The 24,601-nt window shown below is 47.8% G+C and carries 22 protein-coding genes; 19 read left to right on the top strand and 3 right to left on the bottom strand.

All coding sequences use genetic code 11. The annotated features are described in order from the left end of the window. The first annotated feature begins 34 nt into the window (after window positions 1-34). The 6 genes from ABMV07_RS07085 to ABMV07_RS07060 all read left to right on the top strand — a co-directional run bounded on the left by ABMV07_RS07085 (window position 35) and on the right by ABMV07_RS07060 (window position 7,243). Complete coding sequence (locus ABMV07_RS07085) at window positions 35-730, top strand: HAD family hydrolase (RefSeq protein ID WP_088267054.1); 696 nt, start codon at window positions 35-37, stop codon at window positions 728-730. Between the two features lie 18 nt (window positions 731-748). After that, window positions 749-1,012 (top strand): phosphoribosyl-ATP diphosphatase, encoded by a 264-nt coding sequence (locus ABMV07_RS07080; protein WP_088267053.1) that lies wholly within the window; start codon window positions 749-751, stop codon window positions 1,010-1,012. Window positions 1,013-1,093: 81 nt separating this feature from the next. Beyond that, on the top strand, window positions 1,094-1,939 hold the full coding sequence (gene hisG / locus ABMV07_RS07075; RefSeq protein ID WP_197690060.1) for an ATP phosphoribosyltransferase: 846 nt from the start codon (window positions 1,094-1,096) through the stop codon (window positions 1,937-1,939). A 359-nt stretch (window positions 1,940-2,298) separates the two neighbouring features. After that, window positions 2,299-3,606 (top strand): anaerobic C4-dicarboxylate transporter, encoded by a 1,308-nt coding sequence (locus tag ABMV07_RS07070; protein WP_088267051.1) that lies wholly within the window; start codon window positions 2,299-2,301, stop codon window positions 3,604-3,606. Window positions 3,607-3,879: 273 nt separating this feature from the next. Beyond that, window positions 3,880-5,454, top strand: a complete 1,575-nt coding sequence (aspA, locus tag ABMV07_RS07065; protein ID WP_088267050.1) for an aspartate ammonia-lyase — start codon at window positions 3,880-3,882, stop codon at window positions 5,452-5,454. Window positions 5,455-5,590: 136 nt separating this feature from the next. Continuing rightward, window positions 5,591-7,243 carry a formate--tetrahydrofolate ligase gene (locus ABMV07_RS07060; protein ID WP_088267049.1) on the top strand — a complete coding sequence of 551 codons (1,653 nt, stop codon included), beginning with the start codon at window positions 5,591-5,593 and terminating at the stop codon, window positions 7,241-7,243. Between the two features lie 59 nt (window positions 7,244-7,302). Here the strand turns inward: ABMV07_RS07060 and ABMV07_RS07055 are convergent, their stop codons facing one another. Both ABMV07_RS07055 and ABMV07_RS07050 read right to left on the bottom strand, forming a co-directional pair. Then, window positions 7,303-7,572 carry a HigA family addiction module antitoxin gene (locus ABMV07_RS07055; protein WP_088267048.1) on the bottom strand — a complete coding sequence of 90 codons (270 nt, stop codon included), beginning with the start codon at window positions 7,570-7,572 and terminating at the stop codon, window positions 7,303-7,305. A 93-nt stretch (window positions 7,573-7,665) separates the two neighbouring features. Continuing rightward, a complete protein-coding gene (locus ABMV07_RS07050) occupies window positions 7,666-8,532 on the bottom strand; it encodes a RecB family exonuclease (RefSeq protein WP_374065013.1) in 867 nt (288 codons plus the stop codon). An 83-nt stretch (window positions 8,533-8,615) separates the two neighbouring features. Here ABMV07_RS07050 and ABMV07_RS07045 point away from each other — a divergent pair, with 83 nt between their 5' ends. The 10 genes from ABMV07_RS07045 to tatC all read left to right on the top strand — a co-directional run bounded on the left by ABMV07_RS07045 (window position 8,616) and on the right by tatC (window position 19,175). Continuing rightward, on the top strand, window positions 8,616-9,992 hold the full coding sequence (locus ABMV07_RS07045; protein WP_088267046.1) for a M18 family aminopeptidase: 1,377 nt from the start codon (window positions 8,616-8,618) through the stop codon (window positions 9,990-9,992). Between the two features lie 6 nt (window positions 9,993-9,998). Further along, entirely contained in the window at window positions 9,999-10,835 is an 837-nt protein-coding gene (locus ABMV07_RS07040) for a tRNA (adenine-N1)-methyltransferase (RefSeq protein ID WP_196977367.1), read from the top strand. A 97-nt stretch (window positions 10,836-10,932) separates the two neighbouring features. Then, window positions 10,933-12,462, top strand: a complete 1,530-nt coding sequence (arc, locus tag ABMV07_RS07035; protein WP_088267044.1) for a proteasome ATPase — start codon at window positions 10,933-10,935, stop codon at window positions 12,460-12,462. Beyond that, window positions 12,459-13,985, top strand: coding sequence for a depupylase/deamidase Dop (dop, locus tag ABMV07_RS07030; RefSeq protein WP_088267043.1), 1,527 nt, complete (start codon window positions 12,459-12,461; stop codon window positions 13,983-13,985). Before arc ends, dop begins: the two co-directional genes overlap by 4 nt. 57 nt (window positions 13,986-14,042) lie before the next feature. Next, window positions 14,043-14,237, top strand: coding sequence for a ubiquitin-like protein Pup (locus tag ABMV07_RS07025; protein ID WP_088267042.1), 195 nt, complete (start codon window positions 14,043-14,045; stop codon window positions 14,235-14,237). Further along, complete coding sequence (pafA, locus tag ABMV07_RS07020) at window positions 14,215-15,681, top strand: Pup--protein ligase (protein WP_162841376.1); 1,467 nt, start codon at window positions 14,215-14,217, stop codon at window positions 15,679-15,681. The genes ABMV07_RS07025 and pafA overlap by 23 nt, the downstream gene beginning before the upstream one ends. 24 nt (window positions 15,682-15,705) lie before the next feature. Next, entirely contained in the window at window positions 15,706-16,683 is a 978-nt protein-coding gene (locus ABMV07_RS07015; protein WP_088267040.1) for a helix-turn-helix transcriptional regulator, read from the top strand. A 64-nt stretch (window positions 16,684-16,747) separates the two neighbouring features. Continuing rightward, the gene (locus tag ABMV07_RS07010; protein WP_088267060.1) at window positions 16,748-17,707 is read left to right on the top strand and encodes a helix-turn-helix transcriptional regulator; all 960 of its coding nucleotides are present in this window, start codon (window positions 16,748-16,750) and stop codon (window positions 17,705-17,707) included. A gap of 34 nt (window positions 17,708-17,741) precedes the next feature. Next, window positions 17,742-18,008, top strand: coding sequence for a Sec-independent protein translocase subunit TatA (tatA, locus tag ABMV07_RS07005; RefSeq protein WP_003851463.1), 267 nt, complete (start codon window positions 17,742-17,744; stop codon window positions 18,006-18,008). 72 nt (window positions 18,009-18,080) lie between these two features. Beyond that, window positions 18,081-19,175: a twin-arginine translocase subunit TatC gene (tatC, locus tag ABMV07_RS07000; RefSeq protein WP_088267039.1), complete on the top strand. Its 1,095-nt coding sequence runs from the start codon at window positions 18,081-18,083 to the stop codon at window positions 19,173-19,175. Window positions 19,176-19,257: 82 nt separating this feature from the next. Here the strand turns inward: tatC and ABMV07_RS06995 are convergent, their stop codons facing one another. Next, on the bottom strand, window positions 19,258-19,728 hold the full coding sequence (locus ABMV07_RS06995) for a tRNA (cytidine(34)-2'-O)-methyltransferase (RefSeq protein WP_088267038.1): 471 nt from the start codon (window positions 19,726-19,728) through the stop codon (window positions 19,258-19,260). Between the two features lie 99 nt (window positions 19,729-19,827). Here ABMV07_RS06995 and ABMV07_RS06990 point away from each other — a divergent pair, with 99 nt between their 5' ends. From ABMV07_RS06990 to ABMV07_RS06980, 3 genes are read left to right on the top strand one after another with little or no spacing between them, the layout of a single operon-like run. Beyond that, window positions 19,828-22,620: an RNA helicase gene (locus ABMV07_RS06990; RefSeq protein WP_374064993.1), complete on the top strand. Its 2,793-nt coding sequence runs from the start codon at window positions 19,828-19,830 to the stop codon at window positions 22,618-22,620. 50 nt (window positions 22,621-22,670) lie between these two features. Further along, window positions 22,671-23,810: a M24 family metallopeptidase gene (locus ABMV07_RS06985; protein ID WP_088267036.1), complete on the top strand. Its 1,140-nt coding sequence runs from the start codon at window positions 22,671-22,673 to the stop codon at window positions 23,808-23,810. Further along, window positions 23,807-24,583, top strand: a complete 777-nt coding sequence (locus tag ABMV07_RS06980; protein ID WP_197688772.1) for an SDR family oxidoreductase — start codon at window positions 23,807-23,809, stop codon at window positions 24,581-24,583. Before ABMV07_RS06985 ends, ABMV07_RS06980 begins: the two co-directional genes overlap by 4 nt. Window positions 24,584-24,601: the final 18 nt, after the last annotated feature.

The raw sequence follows: 24,601 nt of genomic DNA, 5'->3' as shown, positions 1-24,601 counted from the left end.
CGCGATGCATAGGTCGATTGCTAGCCTATGACATATGCTTCGCGGAATTTTATGGGATATGGACGGCACTCTTGTCGATTCTGAAGGAATTTGGGCTCAAGCCACTTTTGCAATGAGCACCGAAATGGGTAAACGTCTAACAGCAGCTCAACAGCGGGAAACTGTGGGCTCTAGCTTTAATTTCACTGTTAGCCTTTGCGCCAGCAACGCTGGAATAGAACTAGATTCTGAAGCCAAGAAGTACTGGCAATCGTTTATGTCACGCTACGTCACGGAAAAGTTCGATAGTTCTCTTTTGCCAAATCCAGGAATCAAAGAAGTACTGGACTCATGCCGAAATGCTGAGATTCCAATGGCTATTGCAACAAACACCATTCGGTCAATCGCAAATCATTCCATAGGAGCAGTAGGGATCGAATACTTTAAGGCGACAGTGTGTGGCGATGAAGTCGCTAATCCAAAACCTGCTCCCGATGTGTATCTTAAAGGGGCACAAGCATTGGGAGTGCCTCCAGAAGGGTGCATTGTTTTTGAAGATTCAAAGAGCGGAATGCTTGGTGGATTAGCTGCCGGCTGCATCGTAATTTCTGTTGTCGATCACCTGAATAACCAGCCATTACCCGAAGGTGTTGTTCCGTTATCACGACTACACGGATCTGCAGATTTCAGAGGTGTATCAGCCGAAGAAATTGTGCAATGGTACGCAACATTGTCACCGAATGCTCAATAGGTATGTCATACTAAAGGGGTGAAAAATTTCGATTCCTTTTACCATGAACTAGCCGAACGAGCAGAAAAGCGACCTGAAGGCTCCGGCACGGTTGCTGCTTTAGATTCGGGCCTCCACACTTTAGGCAAAAAAGTTATTGAAGAGGCCGGTGAAGTTTGGCTAGCCGCTGAGTACCAGAGCGATGCAGAACTCGCTGAAGAGATCTCGCAACTTATGTACTGGGCCCAAATCATCATGATCAAACGTGGCCTTACTCCGGAAGATATCTATAAATATCTTTAATTACCGCAGATAACCAGAGTGTTTAGGTAGGTTTTTGCCGCATGCTTACCCCCATTTATTTCGATAAGACTACACAAATATATGCTAAAAATTGCTATCCCAAATAAAGGTTCTTTGTCTGAGGCTGCAGTAGAGATTCTCGCTGAGGCGGGTTATGCCGGCCGAGGAGAATCTAAGACTCTCAATGTTTATGACAAAACAAATGACGTAGAATTCTTTTTTCTTCGTCCTAAAGACATCGCTATTTATGTCGCTGGAGGACAACTAGACCTCGGCATCACTGGTCGAGATCTTGCTACGGATTCCCATGCAAACGTCGAAGAAGTGATGAGTCTCGGATTTGGCAATTCATCCTTTAGATATGCAGCTCCTGCAGATCAAAAATGGACTGTTGAAATGCTCGAAGGCAAGCGCATTGCAACTTCATACCCCAATTTAGTTCGAGATGCTTTGCAAGCGCGTGGTATTAACGCAACTGTCATTCGGCTTGATGGTGCTGTAGAAATCTCGATTAAACTTGGCGTAGCTGATGCCATCGCTGACGTAGTTTCAACAGGCCGGACATTACGCAAACAAGGTCTCGCAACTTTCGGTGACGTGATTTGCCAATCCGAAGCTGTCATTGTCGGTCAAAAAGGTAATGTGGTTGACAACGAGCAAAAGGTTTTCCTTCATCGCATCGAAGGTATCCTACATGCCCAGAATTACCTCATGCTTGATTACAACATCGATCGAGTAAACCTCGCCGCTTCTGAAAAAATCACACCAGGTATTTCAGGTCCAACCGTCTCACCTCTGGCCCGCGAAAACTGGGTAGCAGTGCGTGCAATGGTGCCGCGTAAAGAAGCCAACCACATCATGGACCGGCTTTCTGAGCTAGGTGCTCAAGCAATTTTGGCTTCTGAGATTCGTATTGCACGCTTGTAGTTAGCCATATCATTTTTAAAAATAAATTAACTGCACATTAATGGTGATATCACCTAATGTGCAGTTTTATTTCTATACCTTTATAGTGTGATCAATTTGTCAGTTGACTAACTATTGTGGCAGAAATGCACTGTGACCTTACAAAATGATTTACTATTCGATATTTACATAATCTAATGCATGAAATCCGGCTTATTTCTATTAAAAGCTAGGTTGCTATAACCAGTTTCATAAGTGCACGATAGAAAGGAAGCTGATTTCTGCATTTGCGGAAATTTGTAGTGTCCCTCCAGCGACATCTCGTCGCTACTCATACCTGCATAATGCAGACCTGAAATATGTAAAGGTCGGGTGTCACAGTGGTTTTCGTCCACATTCTCATCGTGCTCGCCGCAATTGTCCTCGGTGCACGACTCGGCTCAATTGCTATCGGCTTTGCCGGTGGCATCGGAGTCCTTCTTCTCGGTGCCACCGGAGTGCCGGTGACGAGAGAAGATATTCCTTTCGACGTTATCGGTATCATCATGGCTGTTATTGCAGCGATTTCTGCTATGCAGCGTGCCGGTGGCATGGATTATTTGGTGCATTTGGCGGAACGTGCTTTGCGTAAGAATCCAAAGCATATTACCTATGTCGCACCTGTAGTTACCTATCTGATGACCTTGTTCGCAGGAACAGGGCATACAGCGTTTTCCACGCTTCCAGTGATCGTGGAAGTTTCTAAAGAATCTGGAGTGCGCCCTTCGCGTCCACTTTCTGTTGCCGTTCCGGCATCCCAGATGGCGATTACAGCATCTCCAATTTCTGCAGCAGTCGTCTTTTTGGCTTCCGCGCTGGAACCTTTAGGGGTAGGGTATCTGTCCCTTTTGGCAATCGTTATCCCCGCAACATTTCTTGCTATCTTCCCAACTGCTTGGCTATGCAATCTTCTCGGGAAAGACCTATATGATGATCCGGTTTACCAACAGCGTCTTGCAGATGGCCTCGTTGCAGCCCCTGGCAAGAAAGAGTCCTATGTCCCAACAAGCGCAGCAAAGCTTTCGGTAGGAATTTTCCTTGCAGCAATTGTCGCCGTTATGGTGTACGCCACATTGATTTCCGATCAAGTAGGACTGATTACGGATCCTGCGTTGCCTCGCAATGAAGCGATTATGTCGATGATGCTCACTGCAGCGACAATCACCGTTATGGCTTGCAAGATTCCGGCAGGCGACATTTTGAATACTCAGGTATTCCGCTCCGGGATGTCCGCTTGTGTCTGCGTTCTCGGCGTTGCTTGGTTGGGAACAACTTTGATCAACCATTACATCGAGGGAATTAAGGGGTTCTCAGGTGACATCCTCGAGCGCTCGCCGTGGATGCTCGCGGTCGTTCTCTTCGTCGCCGCCGCGCTACTCTATTCGCAGGCTGCAACCGCTAAGGCGTTAATTCCTGCTGCACTGGCTATCGGTGTCTCCCCACTGACCGTCATCGCCTCGTTTGCCGCTGTATCGGCGCTATTCGTTTTGCCAACCTATCCAACTCTATTGGCTGCAGTTGAGATGGACGATACAGGTTCGACAAGGATCGGCAAAGCCGTGTTTAACCACCCATTCCTCATTCCTGGAACTGTTGGTATTGCGATATCTGTGGCATTGGGATTCCTTTTTGGCGGACTTATTCTCTAATTCACGGTTCATTGCGATCCATCATCCCGTCGAATATTGATTTCTAATCGAATATCGAAATATCACCTCAATCTAGGGTGACAAAAACCACCATTTTTAAAATGGTGGTTTTTGTTTTCTCAAATGTGCTTTGAAGTGGAAAAAGGTTGAAATATCTAACTAACAGCAGGTAGAGCTATTAATTTCTAATTAATTATCGGGTGCATAATTCCTTATTTTGACGTACCCTTTAAATGTAAGAAATCGCCCAGTCACTACAATAGGAGAGTTTAAATGGCTTCCCAAGCTAAAAACACAAAGGGCTCGAAAAACGCCGAGGTAACCAATGATGTTCTCGACGGAAAAACCGAAGGCACCACAGAGAAAGTAAGCGATGCCCCCATTGCGGCAGATGTAACAACAAAGCACGCCACTAAGAAAGCTGCACCAGGATTCCGTATCGAAGAAGACCTCTTGGGCGAGATGGAAGTTCCTGACGACGTTTATTATGGCGTCCACACTCTTCGCGCCATCGACAATTACAAGATCTCTAGCGCCACCATTAATGATGTGCCAGAGTTCATTCGTGGCATGGTTCAGGTAAAGAAGGCTACCGCGCTTGCCAACCGACGCCTCCATACGCTGCCGAAAGACAAGTGCGATGCCATTGTATGGGCTTGCGATCAAATCCTGGATCACGGTCGTTGCATGGATCAGTTCCCAATCGATGTGTTCCAAGGAGGCGCTGGTACAAGCGTCAACATGAACACGAATGAGGTTATCGCCAACCTCGCACTGGAGCATCTGGGTAAGCCAAAGGGATCCTATGACATCATCAACCCCAATGATGACGTCAACATGAGCCAATCAACTAACGATGCCTACCCAACAGGATTCCGTTTGGGTGTCTATGAGGCTATGCAGGAACTGATCACTCGTATTGACGATCTACAGTTCGCATTCCATGCCAAAGGTGATGAGTTCACCGATATTCTGAAGATGGGTCGCACACAGCTCCAAGACGCTGTACCGATGACTTTAGGTGAGGAATTCCAGGCATTCGCTCATAACTTGGCTGAGGAGCAAAGCGTTCTGCGTATGGCTTCCGACCGGCTCAAGGAAGTTAATTTGGGCGCGACCGCTATCGGCACTGGCTTGAACACCCCAGCCGGTTACCGTTATCAGGTTGTAGCAGCATTGTCCGAGTGCACCGGCTTGGAAATTAAGTCTGCACGCGATCTTATTGAAGCTACTTCAGACACCGGTGCGTATGTTCTTGCCCATGCAGCTGTTAAACGTACTGCGATGAAGCTTTCTAAGATCTGCAATGATCTTCGACTGCTCAGCTCCGGACCACGCGCAGGTCTCAACGAGATTAATCTTCCCGCTCGAGCTGCAGGTTCATCGATCATGCCGGCAAAGGTCAACCCAGTTATCCCTGAGGTTGTTAACCAAGTTTGCTTCAAGGTTTTTGGCAACGATCTTACCGTCACCATGGCAGCAGAAGCTGGCCAGCTCCAGCTCAATGTGATGGAACCGGTTATCGGCCAAGCCCTGTTTGAGTCGATTCGAATTCTCGGTAATGCTGCAGTCACCCTTCAGCACAAGTGTGTCGAAGGGATTACCGCAAATGCTGACGTATGTCGCGCCTACGTAGATAATTCCATTGGTATCGTTACCTATCTCAACCCTTTCATTGGTCACCATATGGGTGACGTGATTGGCAAGGAAGCTGCTGAGACCGGTAAGTCCGTACGTGAGCTCGTACTGGAAAAGGGGCTCATGGATGAAGAGACTTTGAACCAAATCCTGTCCAAGGAAAATCTAATGCATCCTTCGTTTCGCGGAACCCTCTACCTAGATAACTAGTTTTTCAGTCGAATAAGCCTCGATACCCTAAACTGATAGTTCAAGGGTATCGAGGCTTATTAATTTGCTCAGCTATCGATACTCCTTTGTTAGTGCTTGTCCACCAGTACCTCGACTAGAAAGCATCGAATCGCCAATGCCGACGGACGTTGAAATTGCCCAAGCTCATACCCTCGAGCCCATCGCTGACATTGCCAATCGAGCTGGAGTACCTTCCGATGCTCTGATTCCTTATGGCTTTACAAAAGCGAAAATAGATATTAATCGGATTCCGCGCGAAAACACTGGAAAACTCGTGCTCGTGACAGGGATTTCACCAACGCCCGCCGGCGAAGGCAAATCGACTGTCCTCATTGGTCTTTCGGACGCAATGCGACTACGCGGCCATAATTCCATTGTTGCTATTCGCGAACCTTCTCTAGGACCCGTAATGGGAATTAAAGGTGGAGCCGCAGGTGGTGGATATTCGCAGATCGTCCCTATGGAAGACATCAATCTGCATTTCACCGGAGACTTTCATACAATCACGGCAGCTAACAACACGCTGGCAGCAATGATTGACAATCACATTCATCAAGGCAATGCTCTAGGAATTGATGTCCGTCGGATTACTTGGCAACGTTGCCTAGATGTAAACGACCGCTCTTTGCGCAAAGTTGTGACTGGTCTAGGTGGTAAAGCACATGGAGTGCCAACTGAAACAGGATTCACGATTACAGCCGCGAGCGAAATCATGGCGATTCTATGTCTGGCAGCAGATCTGACAGATTTGGAAGCACGCTTGGAACGAATTGTCGTAGGCCAGACATTTATCGGTGAACCAGTTACCGTTGGTCAACTTAATGCGCAAGGAGCACTTGCAGCGTTGCTTCGTGATGCAGTTAATCCGAATTTAGTTCAAACATTGGGTGGAACACCTGCGTTGTGCCATGGTGGGCCATTCGCGAATATTGCCCATGGGTGTAACTCTCTTATCGCTACAAAAACGGCACTGTCACTCGGAGATGTCGTACTGACGGAAGCAGGATTTGGGTCCGATCTCGGTGCTGAAAAATTCTTCGATATTAAGTCGCGTGTAGGCAACCTCAATGTTGCTGCAACCGTCGTTGTCGCAACTGTAAGGTCCCTTAAATACAACGCCGGCGTTCCTAAAGATAAGCTCACAGCCGAAAACCTTGAAGCTCTTGCATCTGGAGTCGTCAATCTCGAACGGCACGTTGAAAATATTCGTGCGTTTGGTATCGAACCAATTGTTGCACTGAATAAATTTGCCTCGGATACTGATGCAGAAATCAATCAGCTCAAAGCTTGGGCTGAAACAATGTCAGTTCAATTGATCCCGGTCGAAGTTTGGACTCATGGTGGGCAAGGGGCACTGGAACTTGCCGACGCAGTTGCAGTCTCGATGCAGAATCAAACTTCGCATCAACTTTATGACCCCGAACTGGGAATTGAAGCATCACTGCTCACGATTTCGCAAAAAATATACGGCGCGGCAGATGTTGAGTTGTCTAAGCAAGCGCGTCAAGATCTGGCATATTTGCAAGAAAATGGATGGGATCGCTTGCCAGTATGTATTTCCAAGACGCAATATTCGTTCAGTGATGATCCATCTCAGCTAGGGCGTCCAGAAGGACATACTCTTCACGTTCGCAATTTATTGCCACGAATCGGTGCAGGATTTATCGTTGCTCTTACCGGTGATGTCATGACCATGCCTGGCCTTCCGAAAAAACCAGCCGCTGAAAACATCGGAGTTGAAAATGGAGAGATCAAAGGCCTTTTCTAAAAGGTAATTAAGCGGGAAGCAGGAACCATACAATAGCCGCTTCCCGCTTTGATCGGCCTCTAGCGCTCTTGCTCTAAAAAAGTGTCCCAATCTTGTTGTCTGCGAATCCATAATTCTGGCGATTCTCTGAAAACATGAGCAAGACCGAAAGCTAAAACATCATCTACGTCAGTTTCGCCTGCGATGAAATGATCAAGAGATGTTTCTGTGATATGTAGTTGCTTGGCAAGGTCATAATGCGAGATCTTTTGTGGGACGAGATACTCGGTTTCCAATACCTTGCCAGGATGGCGGGGCACTGGATTGAACGGAGCGTGTGCACTCGACATTCTGGAATTCAGCACAATACTTTCCACCCTTTCCTGCAATAGCTGTAGTCTCATTCCATGCTATGCGGGATCGGGCTTCTAGCTCTACCTTGGTTAGCCTGTCAAACCCTTTGAAGCGTTGACAGTGGAACACGGAGGAGCATCAGCTATGCCTGGCCAACCTGGGTAGGCTGGCGGTGTTCCGTCAAAAGCTGGACAAAGGTTTTGAAATGAACACCAGCCACAGAGTTTCGAAGTTTTGGGGCGAAACTGACCGGTTTCTCCGTCGGCGACAATTTTCTCCCATAGTTCTTGGATATCACGTTCGAAATATTCAAGTTCTTCACGTGATGGAGTAAGAAACAACGAGTCGGCGACTTTGAGATACATCAATCGCAATTGATCTGGGATGCGTCCGTAGATCCGCCAATACACCAGAGCATAAAAGCGCATTTGGAATTGAGCTTGCTGGCTAAAACGAGGAATTGGTTTTTTACCCGTTTTGTAATCCACGACGCGAATTTCGCCGGTCGGAGCTTTATCAACTCGGTCTATGAATACTCTGATGGGTACTCCATTAGGCAATGTCGCATTGACGTACATTTCACATGCCAGTGCATCGAAACCTTGTGGGTTTTCCAGCTCAAAGTAGCCTCGAAGAAGTGAGCGGCATTCTACGAGAAAATCATAAGTATCTTCTTCCGGAACCAGCGAAACTAATTCAGAATCTTTGCTGCACATTAATGACCAATGGGGTTTCAATCGTTTAACTGCAGCTGGAAAAAGTCGCTCATTTCGAGGCCAGCCATGCATTTCTTCAAGCACGGCATGTACGAGTGTGCCTTTGACTTGGGCTACAGTTTTGGGCTCTGGAAGTTTGTCAATGGCACGGAAGCGGTACAGCAATGGGCATTGCTGATAATCGTTAGCACGAGAAGGCGACAAGGCGAGGGGAGAGGCGGAAGGAGTTGAGGTTGTCATCAAGTCCAATATTGTATGAGCCTAGACTGACATTTGCATGTTGCTAGTCACAAGCTTGAAAGGAAACACGCGTTGTTTAAAGGATGGGAAGGCTAGACTGGGTGATTATGGATTCATCATTTTCTGATCGTCGCGGTATCCCTAAAGCTGATCGGGACCATAGCGAACACGTTCGTTCACAAACGGAAGCTATGGCTTGGGAGCTGGTTAGTTTTATCGCTAATTCCCCTAGTTCATTTCATGCTGCTCAGCAAGGCGCACAATTGTTACAAGAAGCGGGATTTCATCAAGTCGATGAAACTGCCGATTGGGATAGCACCCCAGGCGGTCATTTTATGATTCGCGGTGGGGCACTGATGGCATGGTATGTCCCGACGTCGGCTGATACTTCATCGGGTTTTAGGATCATCGGTGCGCATAATGATTCACCCGGCTTTAAGCTGAAATATCACCCTGATCTTATGTCTTCTGGATGGCAACAAGCATCTGTAGAGGTCTATGGTGGTCCTATTTTAGCTTCTTGGTTCGATCGTGAATTAGTTTTAGCCGGTCGCATCGGACTTATCGACGGCTCCACTCGCACTGTAGCTACTGCTCCTGTGCTAAGAATTCCGCACCTTGCTATTCATCTAGATCGAGATGCAAACACGTCGTTATCTATTGATCGTCAACGGCATACCCAACCAATATTTGCCGTTGGCGAACCAGATTTATCGATTATGGATGTGATCGCAACTGCAGCAGGCGTTAACAAGCAAGAGATTATTTCACATGATTTGATTACGGTAGATGCTCAGCCTGGTGAAATTTTTGGCGCAACCTCTGATTTTCTCGCTGCAGGGCGTTTAGATAATCTTTCCAGCGTTTTTCCTGGGCTTAAAGCATTTGTGGAGGCGGCTGAAGATAATGTGCTTGGCCGTGCACCGATGAAGGACATTCTTGTTTTCGCCGCTTTTGACCATGAGGAAGTCGGTAGTGCCACAACAACTGGGGCTGCCGGACCTATTTTAGAAGACGTACTAACTAGAACAGCTGCTGGGTTAGGTGCAGACGCTGAAAAAACAAAGCAAATGATCACACGCTCCACGTGCATTTCAGCAGACGCAGCTCACTCAATTCATCCAAATTATGCGCATCAACATGATCCTTTAAATCATCCTGTTATGGGTGGCGGCCCTGCATTGAAAGTCAATGCGAACCAACGTTATGCGTCCAATACTGAAACAGAGGCAATGTGGGTACGCGCTTGCATGAAAGCCGGAAGTAGTCATCAGGTCTTCGTGGGCAATAACAGCGTCCCATGTGGTTCGACTATTGGCCCCATAACGGCAACTCGGCTGGGCATTACTACTGTAGATGTCGGAGTTCCGTTGCTTTCCATGCACTCTGCTCGAGAATTAGCCAGCATCACAGATATCTATTGGTTATCACGGTGTCTGCACGCGTATCTGGTAGGTTAAATTCTCATGGCAAACTCTGGACCATTTCAGGCTGGTGATCGCGTACAACTCACTGACCCCAAGCGCCGGCATGCAACGATAGTTCTTGAAGCAGGTGGTGCGTATCATACGCATAAAGGCATAATTCATCATGACGATATTATCGGAAACGCTGAAGGCACTGTCGTTAAGTCTGAGCAAGGATACGAATACTTATGTTTCAGACACCTGATGGTCGATCACGTGCTTTCTATGCCTCGCGGTGCTGCAGTGATTTATCCAAAAGACTCTGCCCAAATTTTGGTCGAAGGAGATATTTTCCCCGGCGCGCGGGTGTTAGAAGCCGGTGCAGGGTCAGGTGCTCTATCGATGGCGCTATTGCGGGCTGTTGGCCACGAAGGTCATGTCTTTTCTTATGAGATTCGAGAAGACCATCTTGAATATGCCGAAAATAACGTTGATGAATTTTTCGGTTACCGTCCCGAAACATGGTCCCCTCGCTTAGGTGATTTGCAGGATGTAACTGTTGAAGATCTGGGTGGTTCAGTAGACCGCATCATCTTGGACATGCTGGCCCCTTGGGAGTGTTTGGAGACAGCGTCTCGGTTGCTCATCCCAGGCGGAGTGCTAATGGCGTATGTAGCGACCGTCCCTCAGCTGATGAAGGTCATGGAGGGGATTCGCGAACTTAAATGTTTTACCGAGCCTCGTGCTTGGGAATCTCTCGTCCGTGAATGGCGTGTAGAGGGGTTGGCTACGCGACCTGAACACCGTATGAATGCTCACACTGCATTCTTGATTTGGACACGTCGACTTGCCGACGGTACCGTCCCACCACGTCCGCAGCGACGCGCACGTAAGTAGGCTCCTAGCAGGCAATAAGCGGCACCTTATAAAAAAGGTGCCGCTTATTGCCTGCTAATGGCAACACCAGTGTTGGGAAATTAGTAAGGTAAGGGTCATGCTTACATCTGATCCATCCGAGTCGACGGCGCATCTGCAACGAACCATTTCGGACCTGAGCGCACGTAATGCGAAATTAGCTGAATTGCTCAAGGCTTCTCGGGATAAGCTGTCTATTTTGCAGGATCAGCTGGAGGCTTTGGCAGCTCCTCCGTCCACGTATGGCACGTTTCTTGAATTTTCTGGTGGTCGAGAAACTGCAGAGGTTTTTACCGCCGGTCGGCACATGCGTTTACGGATTTCACCGAATGTAGATAAATTTGAACTGGTTCCCGGTGTGCAGGTTCGCTTGGGCGAGGCAAGTCAAGTAGTAGAAGTATGCGACATAAGTACTACTGGGCAACTGGCTACACTAGTAGAACTTCTCGCTGATAATCGTGGTTTAATCTGCGATCATACTGGCGAAGAGCGCGTTGTTAAGCTTGCCGCAGCACTGACAGAAGGCGTCGATAAGCTGCCTAAAGCAGGTGATACGCTCCTCGTCGCTCCACGCGCCGGCTATGCCTTCGAAGTAATACCCAAAACGGAAGTGTCCACATTGGCGCTGGAAGAAGTTCCTGATGTGACATATGCAGATATCGGCGGTCTAGATAGCCAAATTGAGCTTATTCATGATGCTGTAGAACTTCCGTTTATTCAGCCTGATCTTTATCGTGCTTATGATCTCAAGCCTCCCAAGGGAGTTTTGCTCTATGGGCCACCTGGTTGTGGTAAAACTTTGATCGCTAAAGCCGTGGCCAATTCTTTGGCACAAAGAATCGGAGCGGGTAACCGTAGTTATTTCATTAATGTCAAAGGCCCCGAACTGCTGAACAAGTATGTCGGTGAAACTGAACGTCGAATTCGACTAATTTTCGAGCGAGCTCGCGAACTCGCCGAAGAGGGACGTCCTGTCATCGTATTTTTTGATGAAATGGAGTCCATTTTCCGTACCAGAGGATCTGGAGTTAGCTCTGATATGGAAACCACCGTGGTTCCGCAACTTTTAACTGAACTTGATGGCGTAGAGTCCTTAAGCAATGTCATCATCATCGGTGCTACAAATCGTGAAGAATTAATTGATCCAGCTATTTTGCGTCCAGGCCGTTTAGACGTGAAGATTCGTGTAGAACGTCCTGATAAACAAGCAGCCCGTGACGTTTTCGCGCGCCATTTGAAACAGAACATTCCAACTGCTGAGCCTATTGATTCACTGATAAATAATGCTGTCGATCATCTTTATGCTGATAATCCCTATGTGGAATTGTCGTTAATCGATGGTAGCACTGAAATCCTGCACTACCGAGATTTTGTTTCAGGGGCGATAATCGCCAACATCGTCGATCGTGCAAAAAAATGTGCGATCAAAGACCATATCGCAGGCCGACACTCAGGAGTTGCTTCAGAACACCTGATTGCAGCGATTGACACTGAAAATCATGAGAGTGAAGACTTGCCGAATACATCTAATCCTGATGATTGGAGTCGTATCATCGGCCGCCATGGACTTCGAGTAGCACACGCCCGAGTACTGGGAGGACAACGATGAGCAGATTTGTTGGTACAGAGACAGAATACGGAATAGCGACTCCGTCAAACACCATGCTGAGCCCTATCGTCACGTCGACTCATGCAGTGGTGGCGTTTTCGCTGGGGGAGCGGTGCGCGTCTCAAGCTCGTTGGGACTTTTCAGAAGAATCACCACTAAGAGATCTTCGTGGCTTCGATTTACGTCGTTACCGCACAGTTCCGGTCGTGGATCCTCATGCTTTGGGCGTAGCTAATTCAGTTCTCATTAACGGAGGACGGTTTTATGTTGACCATGCGCACCCAGAGTATTCATCGCCTGAAACAAGTTCTGCTTTCGAGGCGATGCTCTACGATGCCGCAGGTGACGTAGTAATGAATCGTGCAGTGGAACTTGTCGCTGAAAATTCCCAGCGTAAGCATTCGGTGTTAGAACATCATGATCCATGTCCACCACTAAAAATTTATAAAAACAATGTGGATGGTAAAGGCGCCAGCTATGGTAGCCACGAAAATTACCTCTATGATCGCGCAACTCCTTTTGAAGAGATTGCTTCAAGTTTGATTCCCTTTTTCATTATTCGGCAAGTAATCATTGGAGCGGGTCGAGTTGGAATAGGGCAACATGGCGAAAAATCTGGTTTCCAGATTAGCCAACGTGCCGATTATATTGAGCAAGAAATTTCACTGGAAACAACGCTTAATCGTGGCATTATCAATACCCGCGATGAACCGCATGCAGATAGTGAACATTTTGGTCGCCTGCATGTCATCATCGGTGATGCCAATATGTCGCAAACTTCTAACTATTTGAAAATTGGCATGACTTCGTTAGTGCTCGACGCGATTGAAACTGGAGTTGATTTTTCCGACCTCGCGGTTGCCAATCCGGTCGCAGAGGTAAGTGCGATTTCACATGATCTCACGCTTACGCACAAAATTGTCCTTCGCGATGGAAGAACTTTGACGGCACTCGAGCTCCTCGACGAGTACCGCAAACGCGTATCTCCACAGTCAGATGACGATCTTGACGTTTTGAAGGAATGGTCTGAGATACTGGATTTGCTACACAAGGGACCTTTCTATGCTGCCGACCGACTTGACTGGTGTGCCAAGTGGCAGCTTATTTCTTCATTCATTAAGCGTGGAGTATCGATTGATGATCCTAAGATTCAGCTCATCGATCTGCAGTACGCTGATATTGATCCGGCCAAAAGCCTTTATCACACGCTCGTCCGCAAAGGTCGCATGAGAACTCTAGTGTCTACCGAGCAGATTAATAATGCTGCTTGGTCACCGCCAAAAGGTAGCCGTGCTTATTTACGGGGCAGCCTAATCTCACGTTTTCCTGACAGCGTTGTCCAAGCAAGTTGGGATTCCATCACACTTCAAACGTCTAGTGATCAAGCTACAAAGATCAAAATGCCAGTGGTTCAATCACTGTCGACGGAAGCAATCACCACTGTCGACACTGCCTCTTCAGCCAAAGAGGTTGCTACTATTTTGTCTCAATGGTTACCGGTCACAACTATTTCCTTGACGTAAAACTTTGTTCTCATGCAAGGGTACGCTAATAACTTAGATCTTTAAGGAGCAATCATTATGAACCAGAACGGTAGCCGAATTCATTCCGGTGGCAATGGACACTCTGACGATACTGCCACTCCTGGGGTTTCAGCTGGTCAAGTAAGTATCAACACAGCTGGAGTTGATGATCTTTTAGACGAAATTGACGGTCTTTTGGAATCAAACGCTGAAGAGTTCGTTCGTTCCTATGTTCAGAAAGGTGGACAGTAAATCCGTGAGCGAGCACGAACGCACAGTTTTTACACGACGAATCACGGGCATAGAGACCGAATACGGAATCACTTGTGTCGGCGACAATAGTCGTCAGCGCCTCGGTGCGGATGAGGTAGCACGCTATATGTTCCGTCCCGTTGTGGAGGAATGGGGAAGCTCCAACGTGTTTATCCCCAACGGGGCGCGTCTATACTTGGACGTGGGTTCCCACCCCGAATATGCTTCTGCCGAATGTGATTCGCTTTCCCAGCTAATCACCTATGACCGTGCTGGCGATAAAATTGTTGATCAGTTAGCGCGACGGGCGGAAACTGCACTTGCAGCGGAAGGAATTGAAGGCAGGGTTTACCTATTTAAGAACAATCTTGACTCGCTCGGAAATTCCTACGGCTGCCATGAGAATTATCTTGTAAGCAGAGAGGTTGTCCTCAAAACTCTGGGAAAACAACTTCTGCCGTTTCTAATTACCCGTCAGCTTATTTGCGGAGCTGGATCCATCCAAGATGGGCAATTTCAAGTCTCTCAACGAGCTGACCACGTGTGGGAGGGCGTATCTAGCGCCACAACTAGGTCCCGTCCGATTATTAATACTCGAGATGAACCGCATGCAGATTCCCATCGTTTTCGAAGACTCCATGTCATCGTCGGCGATTCAAACATGTCCGAGACAACATGTGCGTTGAAGATAGGCTCCACACAACTGGTTCTTGAGATGATTGAAGCTGGTGTTTTAAGCCATGACCTTGAGCTGAGCAATGAAATTGCCGCAATTAGGGAAATCTCTCGAGTTATTACTGGCATAGTTCCAGTGCCGCTGAAAAACGGGACATCGATGGCAGCCATTGAAATCCAGCGTCGATATGCCGAAAAAGCTCTGCGCTGGCTCGAGCAACGCGACGACGCAGAAGGAACGCCAAACGCTGAAATGCATAAGGTTGTGTCATTGTGGCTCGATACTATCTCGGCTATCGAATCGAACGATCTCCAAGCTCTATCTCGGGATATCGACTGGGCTATCAAATTATCGCTATTGCGCCGAGCTCAGCGTCGCATTGGTTGCAGTGAGTCTGACTTTACTCATCCAAAATTGGCGCAATTAGATTTGGCATACCACGATATTCGCCCTGGCCGAGGCATTTTTCCTGTTTTGGAATCGAAGCAGTTAGTCAATAGGTGGATCAACGAAACCGATATAGAAAATGCCACACGCATTGCGCCATCAACTACCCGCGCAGCTCTGCGCGGAGAGTTTTTAGCTGCGGCTAGGCATCTTAACGCGCCCATAACTGCTGATTGGCTGCGGCTTAAAGTAAACCGGCCAGAGCCTCAAATTATTGAGCTTACTGATCCATTTGAAAACACGGATGACCGTGTGGATCAACTCATTAGCTACATGAGAACTCATGCGGATTCGTACAATACAGAAACTGCAAATTCATAAGTGCGGATAACATGGAGGCTTGTCATGGGTAAAGATGTAGCGCTGGAAAGAATCGTGAACTTGACCTTTGCATTTTTGCGCGCCGAAACCCAGGGCAGACACTATATTTCAGCTGACTGGGTTATAAAACATGTAGATGGTTATGCAAAAAATTCTGCAGGTCAGATCCGCAGCGATGCTGCTGCGCATCAATTATTCAAACGTGATCGCGCAGCCCTTGACCGCGCCGGTGTTCCGATCGAAACAATCGCTACCGGTGCACAAACTCTTTATCGTTTGCGCACCGAAGATTATTCACTTCCTGAAGTGACTTTCACTCCTGAAGAAGCGACGGTTTTAGCACTGGCTGGACAAATGGGCCTAGGAGACGAATTAGCTACTTTTTCTCGATCTGGGTGGACTAAAATTGCGGCTAGCGGTGTTCAACGCGAGCTCACGAGTACTCCTCGGTACACGCCAGTAAACGACGTTAATGCTATTGCCGCCCGCGATTTTGATGCGATCTTAGCTGCCCGCACACACCGAAGTGCCATAACTTTTGATTATTACGAAACGTCTACTTCATCGCCTCAACAACGCGTTATGGATCCGTGGTCGATTGTGAGCGAACGAGACCGAGTTTATCTAGTTGGCTACGATCACGATAGACAAGCACCTCGTTGTTTTCGCATCACGAAAGTTGCTGGGATCCGACGCATTGATTCAGAAACTGATTTTGTAGAGCCAGATGCCAGCATTGACCTTCAACAATTAGTAAAAGAACAACTTCGTCGTGGGAAGCTCCTCGTCAACGCAGTGATCGCGGCACAGCCAGACAAGGCACAGGAGTTGACAAGTAGGGGAGAATGGCAACAAGACGGCACATTGTTACTTCGCGATGTCGACCGTGATTGGTTGGTGCGAACGCTTGCACGATATGCGCCGCATGCACGAGCGCTCAGCCCTACCGATCTCATTACTGATGTCGTATCGCTGCTCAAACAAGCTGCAGGGGCTGATTAAAATAGAGCCTACTTATCGCAATAACGCCAATCACCGACTTGCTGATCTGGTCCGTTTGCTTAATTTGTTGCCCTACTTTCAAGCTCACCCAGGACGTTCCATGATGGAGGCTGCGGTTGATTTAGGATCGACGCCAAGCCAAATTAAAGAAGACCTCAACCGACTGTTTTGCTGTGGTCCAGGTACCTTTCCTGATGAACTAGTTGATCTTGATGCACAACTTCAATCTGTAACTATCCTTGATAGTCAAGGCATGGACGCTCCGCTTCGACTTACACGAACTGAAGCAGGTGCGTTGCTACTATCTTTGGAATATCTCGAACAATTTCCTGAATTAGTTCACATGGAAACGGTAAAAAGTGCAGCTAAAAAACTTCGAGAAATTATGGGCCCTGAATCTTCCGCTGTATTCGATTCGCAGCGTTTCGAAGATACTCCTCCCGCAGAACCAGTTATTGATGTCATTCGCGACTCTATGACTCAACGGGTGCAACTGCGATTTGTTTACTATTCCCGCGCAAAAGACACCACAACAGAACGAATAGTTAGTGCTACTCGGCTTTTTAGCGCTGATGGATCCACCTACTTAGTTGGTTGGGACCACAAAGCTCAATCACACCGAACGTTTTTGACGACTCAGATTCGCAATGTGCGGTTGAATACACAACCTGCCGAGCCACACGTATCTTCTTTGCACTTCGATGCCTCCGACCCGTTTGAACTCCAAACAGCTGAACAACACATTGAAATTGAAATATGCGAATCCGCCCAATGGCTAACCACGGTATTTCCACTCGAAGACGTTCAGCCCGCACACAACGGCTGGATTCGAGCGGTCATGCCAGTAGTCTCCACTTCGTGGCTCATTGATACTTTAAAACGCAATGCAGACCGCATGCGTTTAAGAGACGTCAGATCTCCTCTAGTTAATAGCGTGCGTGAGTCAGCCAAATTGGGCTTGACCGCGTATGCTAGTGAACATGCCGAGGGCAATCAGTTTGAGGGGAAAGAGTCCTTAGAATGATTGCTTACTATCGACCTTGAAAGAAAGGCTCATCATGAACCTAGGACCTACCGAAATCCTGTTAATCCTCGTCATCGTTGTACTGCTTTTTGGTGCCAAAAAGCTCCCCGATGCAGCACGTTCTCTTGGCCGCTCTATGCGCATTTTTAAGTCCGAAGTAAAAGAAATGAGCAATGACGATCAACGCTATGAGGAGCAACAGCAGCAGCGCCAGATCGCAGCACAGGCTCAGCAGCAAGTTGTCAATCCTGTAGAGATTCCACAGCCACAGCCAACTGATATTCAGCGTCCACAGCAATAACACTGGTATTTATGCGTAAGCCCCAACCATATATAGAAAGGGGTTTACGCATAATGTACTTAAGGAACTCAAATGAGCAACGTTGATGTTCAGTCCGCTACCAAGGCGACGAGGGTTCGTCGGAATCGGATTCATAATCCTTTTTCTGTACGTCCGAAACGTCCTACCGATGGCTCGATGTCTCTTGTAGAGCATTTGCAAGAACTTCGCCGTAGAGTGATCATCTCAGTTTTGGCTTTGATTGTTGGCACCATCGTGGGGTTCATGTGGTATCAGCACCCAGTCAACCTCCATTGGTTTACGCTACGTTCCCTTGGCGATATCTTGCGCGGACCATACTGTTCGCTTCCGCCTGAAAACAGGGCTGTGTTAACTCTTGACGGTGAGTGCAGACTCATCGCCACCAGCCCGTTTGAGATGTTTATGCTTCGCCTCAAAGTTGGCGCGCTTGCAGGTTCAGTCTTCGCTTCGCCAGTGTGGCTGCACCAGTTGTGGGCTTTTATTACGCCAGGATTGATGAAAAACGAACGCCGGTGGACGTTGTGTTTTGTCACAGCGGCAGTTACTTTATTCGTTTCCGGTGCTGTTTTAGCCTATTTTGTTATCGCAATTGGTCTGCAGTTTCTACTCACAATGGGTGGCGAGTTTCAGGTAACCGCGTTGTCTGGCGGCCAATACTTCAATTTCATCCTCACCCTGCTTGTCATGTTCGGTGTGAGCTTTGAGGTGCCACTTATTATCGCAATGCTCAATCTCGCCGGAATTTTAAGCTATGAATCAATCAAAGATAAGCGACGCATCATTATCGTATCTGTCTTTATTTTTGCTGCGTTCATGACACCAGGCCAAGATCCATATTCAATGGTGGCGCTCGGCGCGTCATTATGCCTGCTTGTAGAACTCGCGATTCAATTCACTCGGTTGAATGACAAACGGCGTAAGAACTCACGCCCAGATTGGATGGACGTTGATGATGAACATGCATCTACGCTCACACCAGCATCCGATTCTCTTGACAGCAGTGCACCTATTGCTTCTTCAGATCCAATCACACCAAGCAGTCCTATCGCCGCACCGGCCCCAGAATCTCCGGCAGCTGTGACTCCTTCCGCATTAGAACGACCACAACGGCTTGATACACAATCAAATTTTGATGACGTACTTTAAAGAAACCATTCAGAATTGATAAGCGAGCAGCAACGCCTTAATACAGTGTTGCTGCTCCCTTATCTTTGCTGAAGCGTTGGAACTATTGTGCTCCTTCAAAGCCCAACTGGCGCCAGGCTTCATAAATCGCGATGGATGCGCAATTGGAAAGATTCATGGAACGACGTGCCGGTAACATGGGGATTCGTACCTGCTGAGTAATGCGAGGATGTTCAAGGTGTTCAATTGGTAATCCTGTCGGTTCGGTACCGAATAGGAGGACATCACCTTCTTTATATTCGATATCGGTGTACCAAGTGGTTGCATGAGAGGAAAAAGCAAAGACCCTAGAATGCGTTAAAGCATTCATGCAGGCATCGAAAGTCGAATGAATATGGACATCAGCTAAGTCGTGGTAATCCAACCCTGCACGTTTGAGGTTCTTGTCTTCAAAGTTAAACCCCAGCGGCTCAATAAGGTGCAAACTTGCACCAGTTACGGCGGAAGTCCTAATAGCATTACCTGTGTTATTAGGAATTACTGGATTATCAAAAACGATATGAAGTTTACTCATAGTAAAAGAGTGTAGGGCTACATTAACTAAAACGTGACACCACCATGATCCATCACCCCATTTACGTTTTCTCCGCATCTAGCAAGTAGCCTTGAAGACATGAATGCCACCGTGGAACCAGAATCACATTTAAGCTATTTTGCTGCACGTCAAAAATTTCCACTTGATGAATTTCAAATCCGAGGGTGCCAAGTGGTCGAAAGCGGCCGGGGTGTCCTCGTTTGTGCACCTACGGGAGCTGGAAAGACTATTGTCGGTGAATTTGCGATTTCCCTAGCCCTCTCGCAACAGACTAAGTGTTTCTACACCACACCGATTAAGGCACTTAGTAATCAGAAATTCCACGACCTTGTAAAAGCTCATGGTGAAGATAAGGTCGGCCTACTTACTGGTGATGTTTCCATCAACCGAGATGCTGACATAGTCGTCATGACTGCTGAAGTTCTTCGTAATATGATCTACGCAGATTCAGAGGCTTTAGATCGTCTCAGTCACGTCGTGATGGATGAAATACACTTTTTGTCTGACTCCTCCCGTGGTGCAGTTTGGGAAGAAGCAATCCTTGGCCTTGACGCATCTGTAAACGTGATCGGTTTATCCGCGACGGTGAGCAATTCAGAGGAATTCGGCCGGTGGCTTAATACTGTTCGCGGTGATACCGAAATTATTGTTTCGGAAAACCGCCCTGTGCCTCTCAACCAATGGATGCTCGTTGCCCGTCGTATGCATCCCCTATTTGAGCCCGGTACAACTGGAGAAGTGAATAGTCGTCTCGTCGAGCACATCGAACGCCTCGAAGGAACAGACACAGATTGCACAGAGTACGGCCGCGCACAGCTCAATGCTGGAGGATTCCGAAATAGATCTCGCGCGATGGAGTCAGATAGCCATGCTTCTCGACGATCCCAGCACCGTCGTTCGGACAAACATCGAGCTTTATCGCGTCCAGATGTTCTTCATATCTTGCAAGAACAAGACATGTTACCTGCGATTACGTTTATTTTCTCTCGCGCCGGTTGTGACGCCGCACTCCATCAATGTATGCGATCGAGCCTTGTCCTTACTACTCAAGAAGAATCGGAAGAAATCTCCGATATCATCACCGCTGGAGTAGCAGGAATACCTGAGGATGATCTTCGTCTACTTGACTATCGTCGCTGGCGCCAAGCACTAATGCGCGGATTTGCGGCGCATCATGCAGGTATGTTGCCCGCTTTTCGTCATATCGTAGAAAAGCTATTTACCAAAGGACTAGTCCGAGCGGTGTTCGCTACAGAAACATTGGCACTTGGTATCAACATGCCGGCGCGCACGGTTGTTTTGGAAAAACTCGTGAAATTTAATGGTGAAGGGCATGCCGACCTAACGCCTGGACAATATACGCAGTTGACTGGACGCGCTGGGCGTCGAGGTATCGATGTCATTGGAAACGCGGTGGTGCAATGGGCACCGGCGATGGATCCAGGACAAGTTGCTGGACTTGCCTCTACTCGCACTTATCCATTGGTCTCTACCTTTGCACCAGGTTACAACATGTCAGTGAACTTGCTGAAGACTATTGGTTTCGAACCTGCACATCGCTTGTTAGAAAAATCCTTTGCCCAGTTCCAGGCCGATGGTGGTGTTGTCGATGATATTAAAGCAATCGAATCCTTGGAAAAATCCGTCGATCAATTAACCGAACAGCTCCATGCTGCCTTGGATTGTCACGATGAAGGCGGTGCAGGAAACGTCGATAGTTTCTTGGAGTACATCCATATACGTCGTGAGCTTACCGACGAAGAGCGCAAACATAAGCGTTTGTCTATTGAACAACGTGACATGGAAACGACGAGGGTATTAAGCAAGCTGCAGCTTGGTGAAGTAATAGCAATGCCTGGTAAAAAGCATCCACTACTAGCCGTAGTGGTTAATCCAGCCAATAATAAAAAAGACCCACACATATGGATCACGATGGAAACGGGTTGGTCTGGACGCGTAGGAACTGATGCATTTGCCATGCCTCCAGTGGCTATTGGCCATATGCGGTTGAGCAGGCAAACTATTGCACAACCACGGAAAAATTCGCGTTTTGTAGTTGACCAGTTTCGAAAAGCGAATTTCCAACGTCCTAGACGGCTGAAAACTTCTCCGCGGAATCGTCCAAATGCGACTATTTCGGCGCTGAGGGAGCAGCTTCGTTCACACCCTGCACATCATTGGCACAAGAGGGAAGATCTTGCTCGGGTGGGGGAACAGTTGGTGCGACAGCAACGCTTGCTCGAGACAGCTCAACGCAAAGTCAACGAGGCAACCGATACGCTTGGCCGTACTTTCGATCGAATTGTTAACTTGCTTGCCGAATATGATTACGTCGAATTCTGTGACGGGGTTCCTGTCATTACTGAGGAAGGCGAAAACCTCTGCCAGATTCATAACGAGTCTGATCTATTAGTGGCACAATGCCTCAAGCGGGGAATCTGGGATGACCTAGATCCTGCAGAATTAGCTGGTGTAGTTAGCATGTGTACTTTTGAAAATCGCCGAGAAACTCGTGGAGAACCTGACGCTGCAACCGAAGAAATGGCGAAAGCTATGAACAACACCGTACGGATTTGGGAGGAACTTGGCACTGACGAGCGTCGTTATCGGCTACCCGTCACTAGGTATCCCGAAGGTGGATTTGCATTGGCGATGCATCAGTGGGCGGCCGGCGCTCCGCTCGGTTATTGTATTGCTGCTGCCGCGGAATCCGGAGCCGAGCTTACGCCTGGAGATTTTGTTCGCCAATGCCGACAGGTTGTCGATTTGCTCGAACAAGTACGATCAACTGCTTACAATAACTACACCCGGCGCGCAGCGCGCAAGGCTATCGACACTATACGCAGAGGCGTCGTAGCGATCGGAAACTAGATTTCATTAACTACCTCGGTGTGTGACACCGAGGTTTACTATTAATCACTATGATCAATACATTTCCTTCAAGTGTATATGCAAAAAGACTCCAGCAAGCTTCTCAAGGGGCAATCAATCACGGGCTTCGTGGTGTGGTAATTGGCCCAGGACCACAGCTGGAATATCTCACTGGTCTACGCATAGATACCCACGAGCGTTTTAGTGCTTTGATTATCCCAGCAGATTTTTCTTCAATATCTGATGTGGTCTTTGTGGTGCCTTCAGTGGATCGAGGCGATGTAGTTCGCAGTGCTATAGCTGAAATGGGCGTTAGAACCCAGTATTGGGATGATGGGGAAGACGCGCATACTCTAGCTATGAATGCCTTATCGCCGCTAAAAGACTCAGATGTAATCGGAGTTGATGATCACCTTGAAGCGGCACATCTTATTAGTCTGATGGGGCTTGCAGGACAAAGGGTTTCGTTTGTACTAGCAAACACTGTGATGAGCGAACTTTTTATCAATAAAGACCCTGATGAAATCGCACAACTTCGCTCTGCAGGTGAAGCAATCGACAAAGTTCATGCCGAAGTTCCCCACCTGATTACTGCGGGACGCACAGAAGCCGAAGTTGCAGAAGATCTTCATCGTCTTATAGCCCAAGAGCATTCTGCAATCGATTTCATCATTGTTGGGAGTGGCCCGAATGGGGCGAATCCGCACCATGATTTTTCAGACCGTATCCTCAATACTGGTGACATTGTTGTTGTTGATATCGGAGGAACTTTTGGAGCTGGATATCATTCGGATTGCACGCGCACTTTTGTCGTTGGTGGCCCGCAACATGCACCTTCCGACGCTAAAAACTTATACGCAGTACTAGAAAAAGCCCAAGAGGCTGCAGTAGCTCACGTTCACCCAGGGGTAACGGCCGAATCTGTAGATAATGTCGCGCGAGAGATCATCACGCAAGCAGGATATGGAGAATATTTCATTCACCGAACCGGACATGGAATCGGACTATCTACTCACGAAGAACCATTCATTATGAAAGGAAATAAGTTAGTACTTCAACCTGGAATGGCGTTTTCCATTGAGCCAGGAATCTATATTCCAGGAAAATACGGCGCCCGAATCGAGGACATAGTCGTCGTTACTGAATCAGGCTGTGAACGTTTAAATAACCAGCCGCGAACATTGCAATGAGCTACAACATGAAAAAAGTAACAGAAACTGTCGTCATTGTAGGAGCTTCAAGCGAAATCGCAGGGCGGATTGCCATCAACCTTGCTTGCGACCACGATTTTGTTCTTTTAGCTCGACGATCAGAACGTCTTACCGCCCGCGGCGGACTAGTATCCGTGCTCAAAGAACTAGGAGCCCGCAACGTCGATGTCCGAGAGTTCGACGCAACAGATTTTACGTCTTTAAGACCTATAATCAGCCAAATTCCACGCATTGATCATGCCGTAGTCAGTTTCGGAATCCTCGGTGACCAGAATAAAGCCGAATCAGACGAATCGCATGCAGCTGAAATCGCTACGATAGATTACACCGCACAAATTGTTGCCCTTACAGTCCTTGCCGACATCATGAAACGACAAACGCATACGTCGACGATCACCGTATTTTCATCTATCGCAGGATGGCGGCCTCGACGGGCCAACTACGTATACGGATCGACCAAAGCCGGACTCGATGCATTCAGCCAAGGACTTGCCGACTCTCTTCATGGCAGCTCAGTAAAAATGATCATCGCTCGACCAGGTTTCGTAATCGGACACATGACTCGAGGAATGAAACCCGCTCCTATGTCAGTTACTCCCAGCATCGTAGCCGAAGCGATTTGCTCAGCAATTACTCGATCAACAAAAGAAAAATCTACAAGCACAACTCTATGGATACCGTCGAAGCTAGCGATTCTCGCCATAATGATGAAGCTTGTCCCACGCCGAATCTGGCGCAAAATGCCACGCTAAAACGGGGTAGAGTAGAGG

It is taken from the genome of Corynebacterium belfantii (assembly GCF_041898185.1).
GTDB lineage: Bacteria > Actinomycetota > Actinomycetes > Mycobacteriales > Mycobacteriaceae > Corynebacterium > Corynebacterium belfantii.
This window is presented reverse-complemented; position numbering and strand designations above follow the sequence as displayed.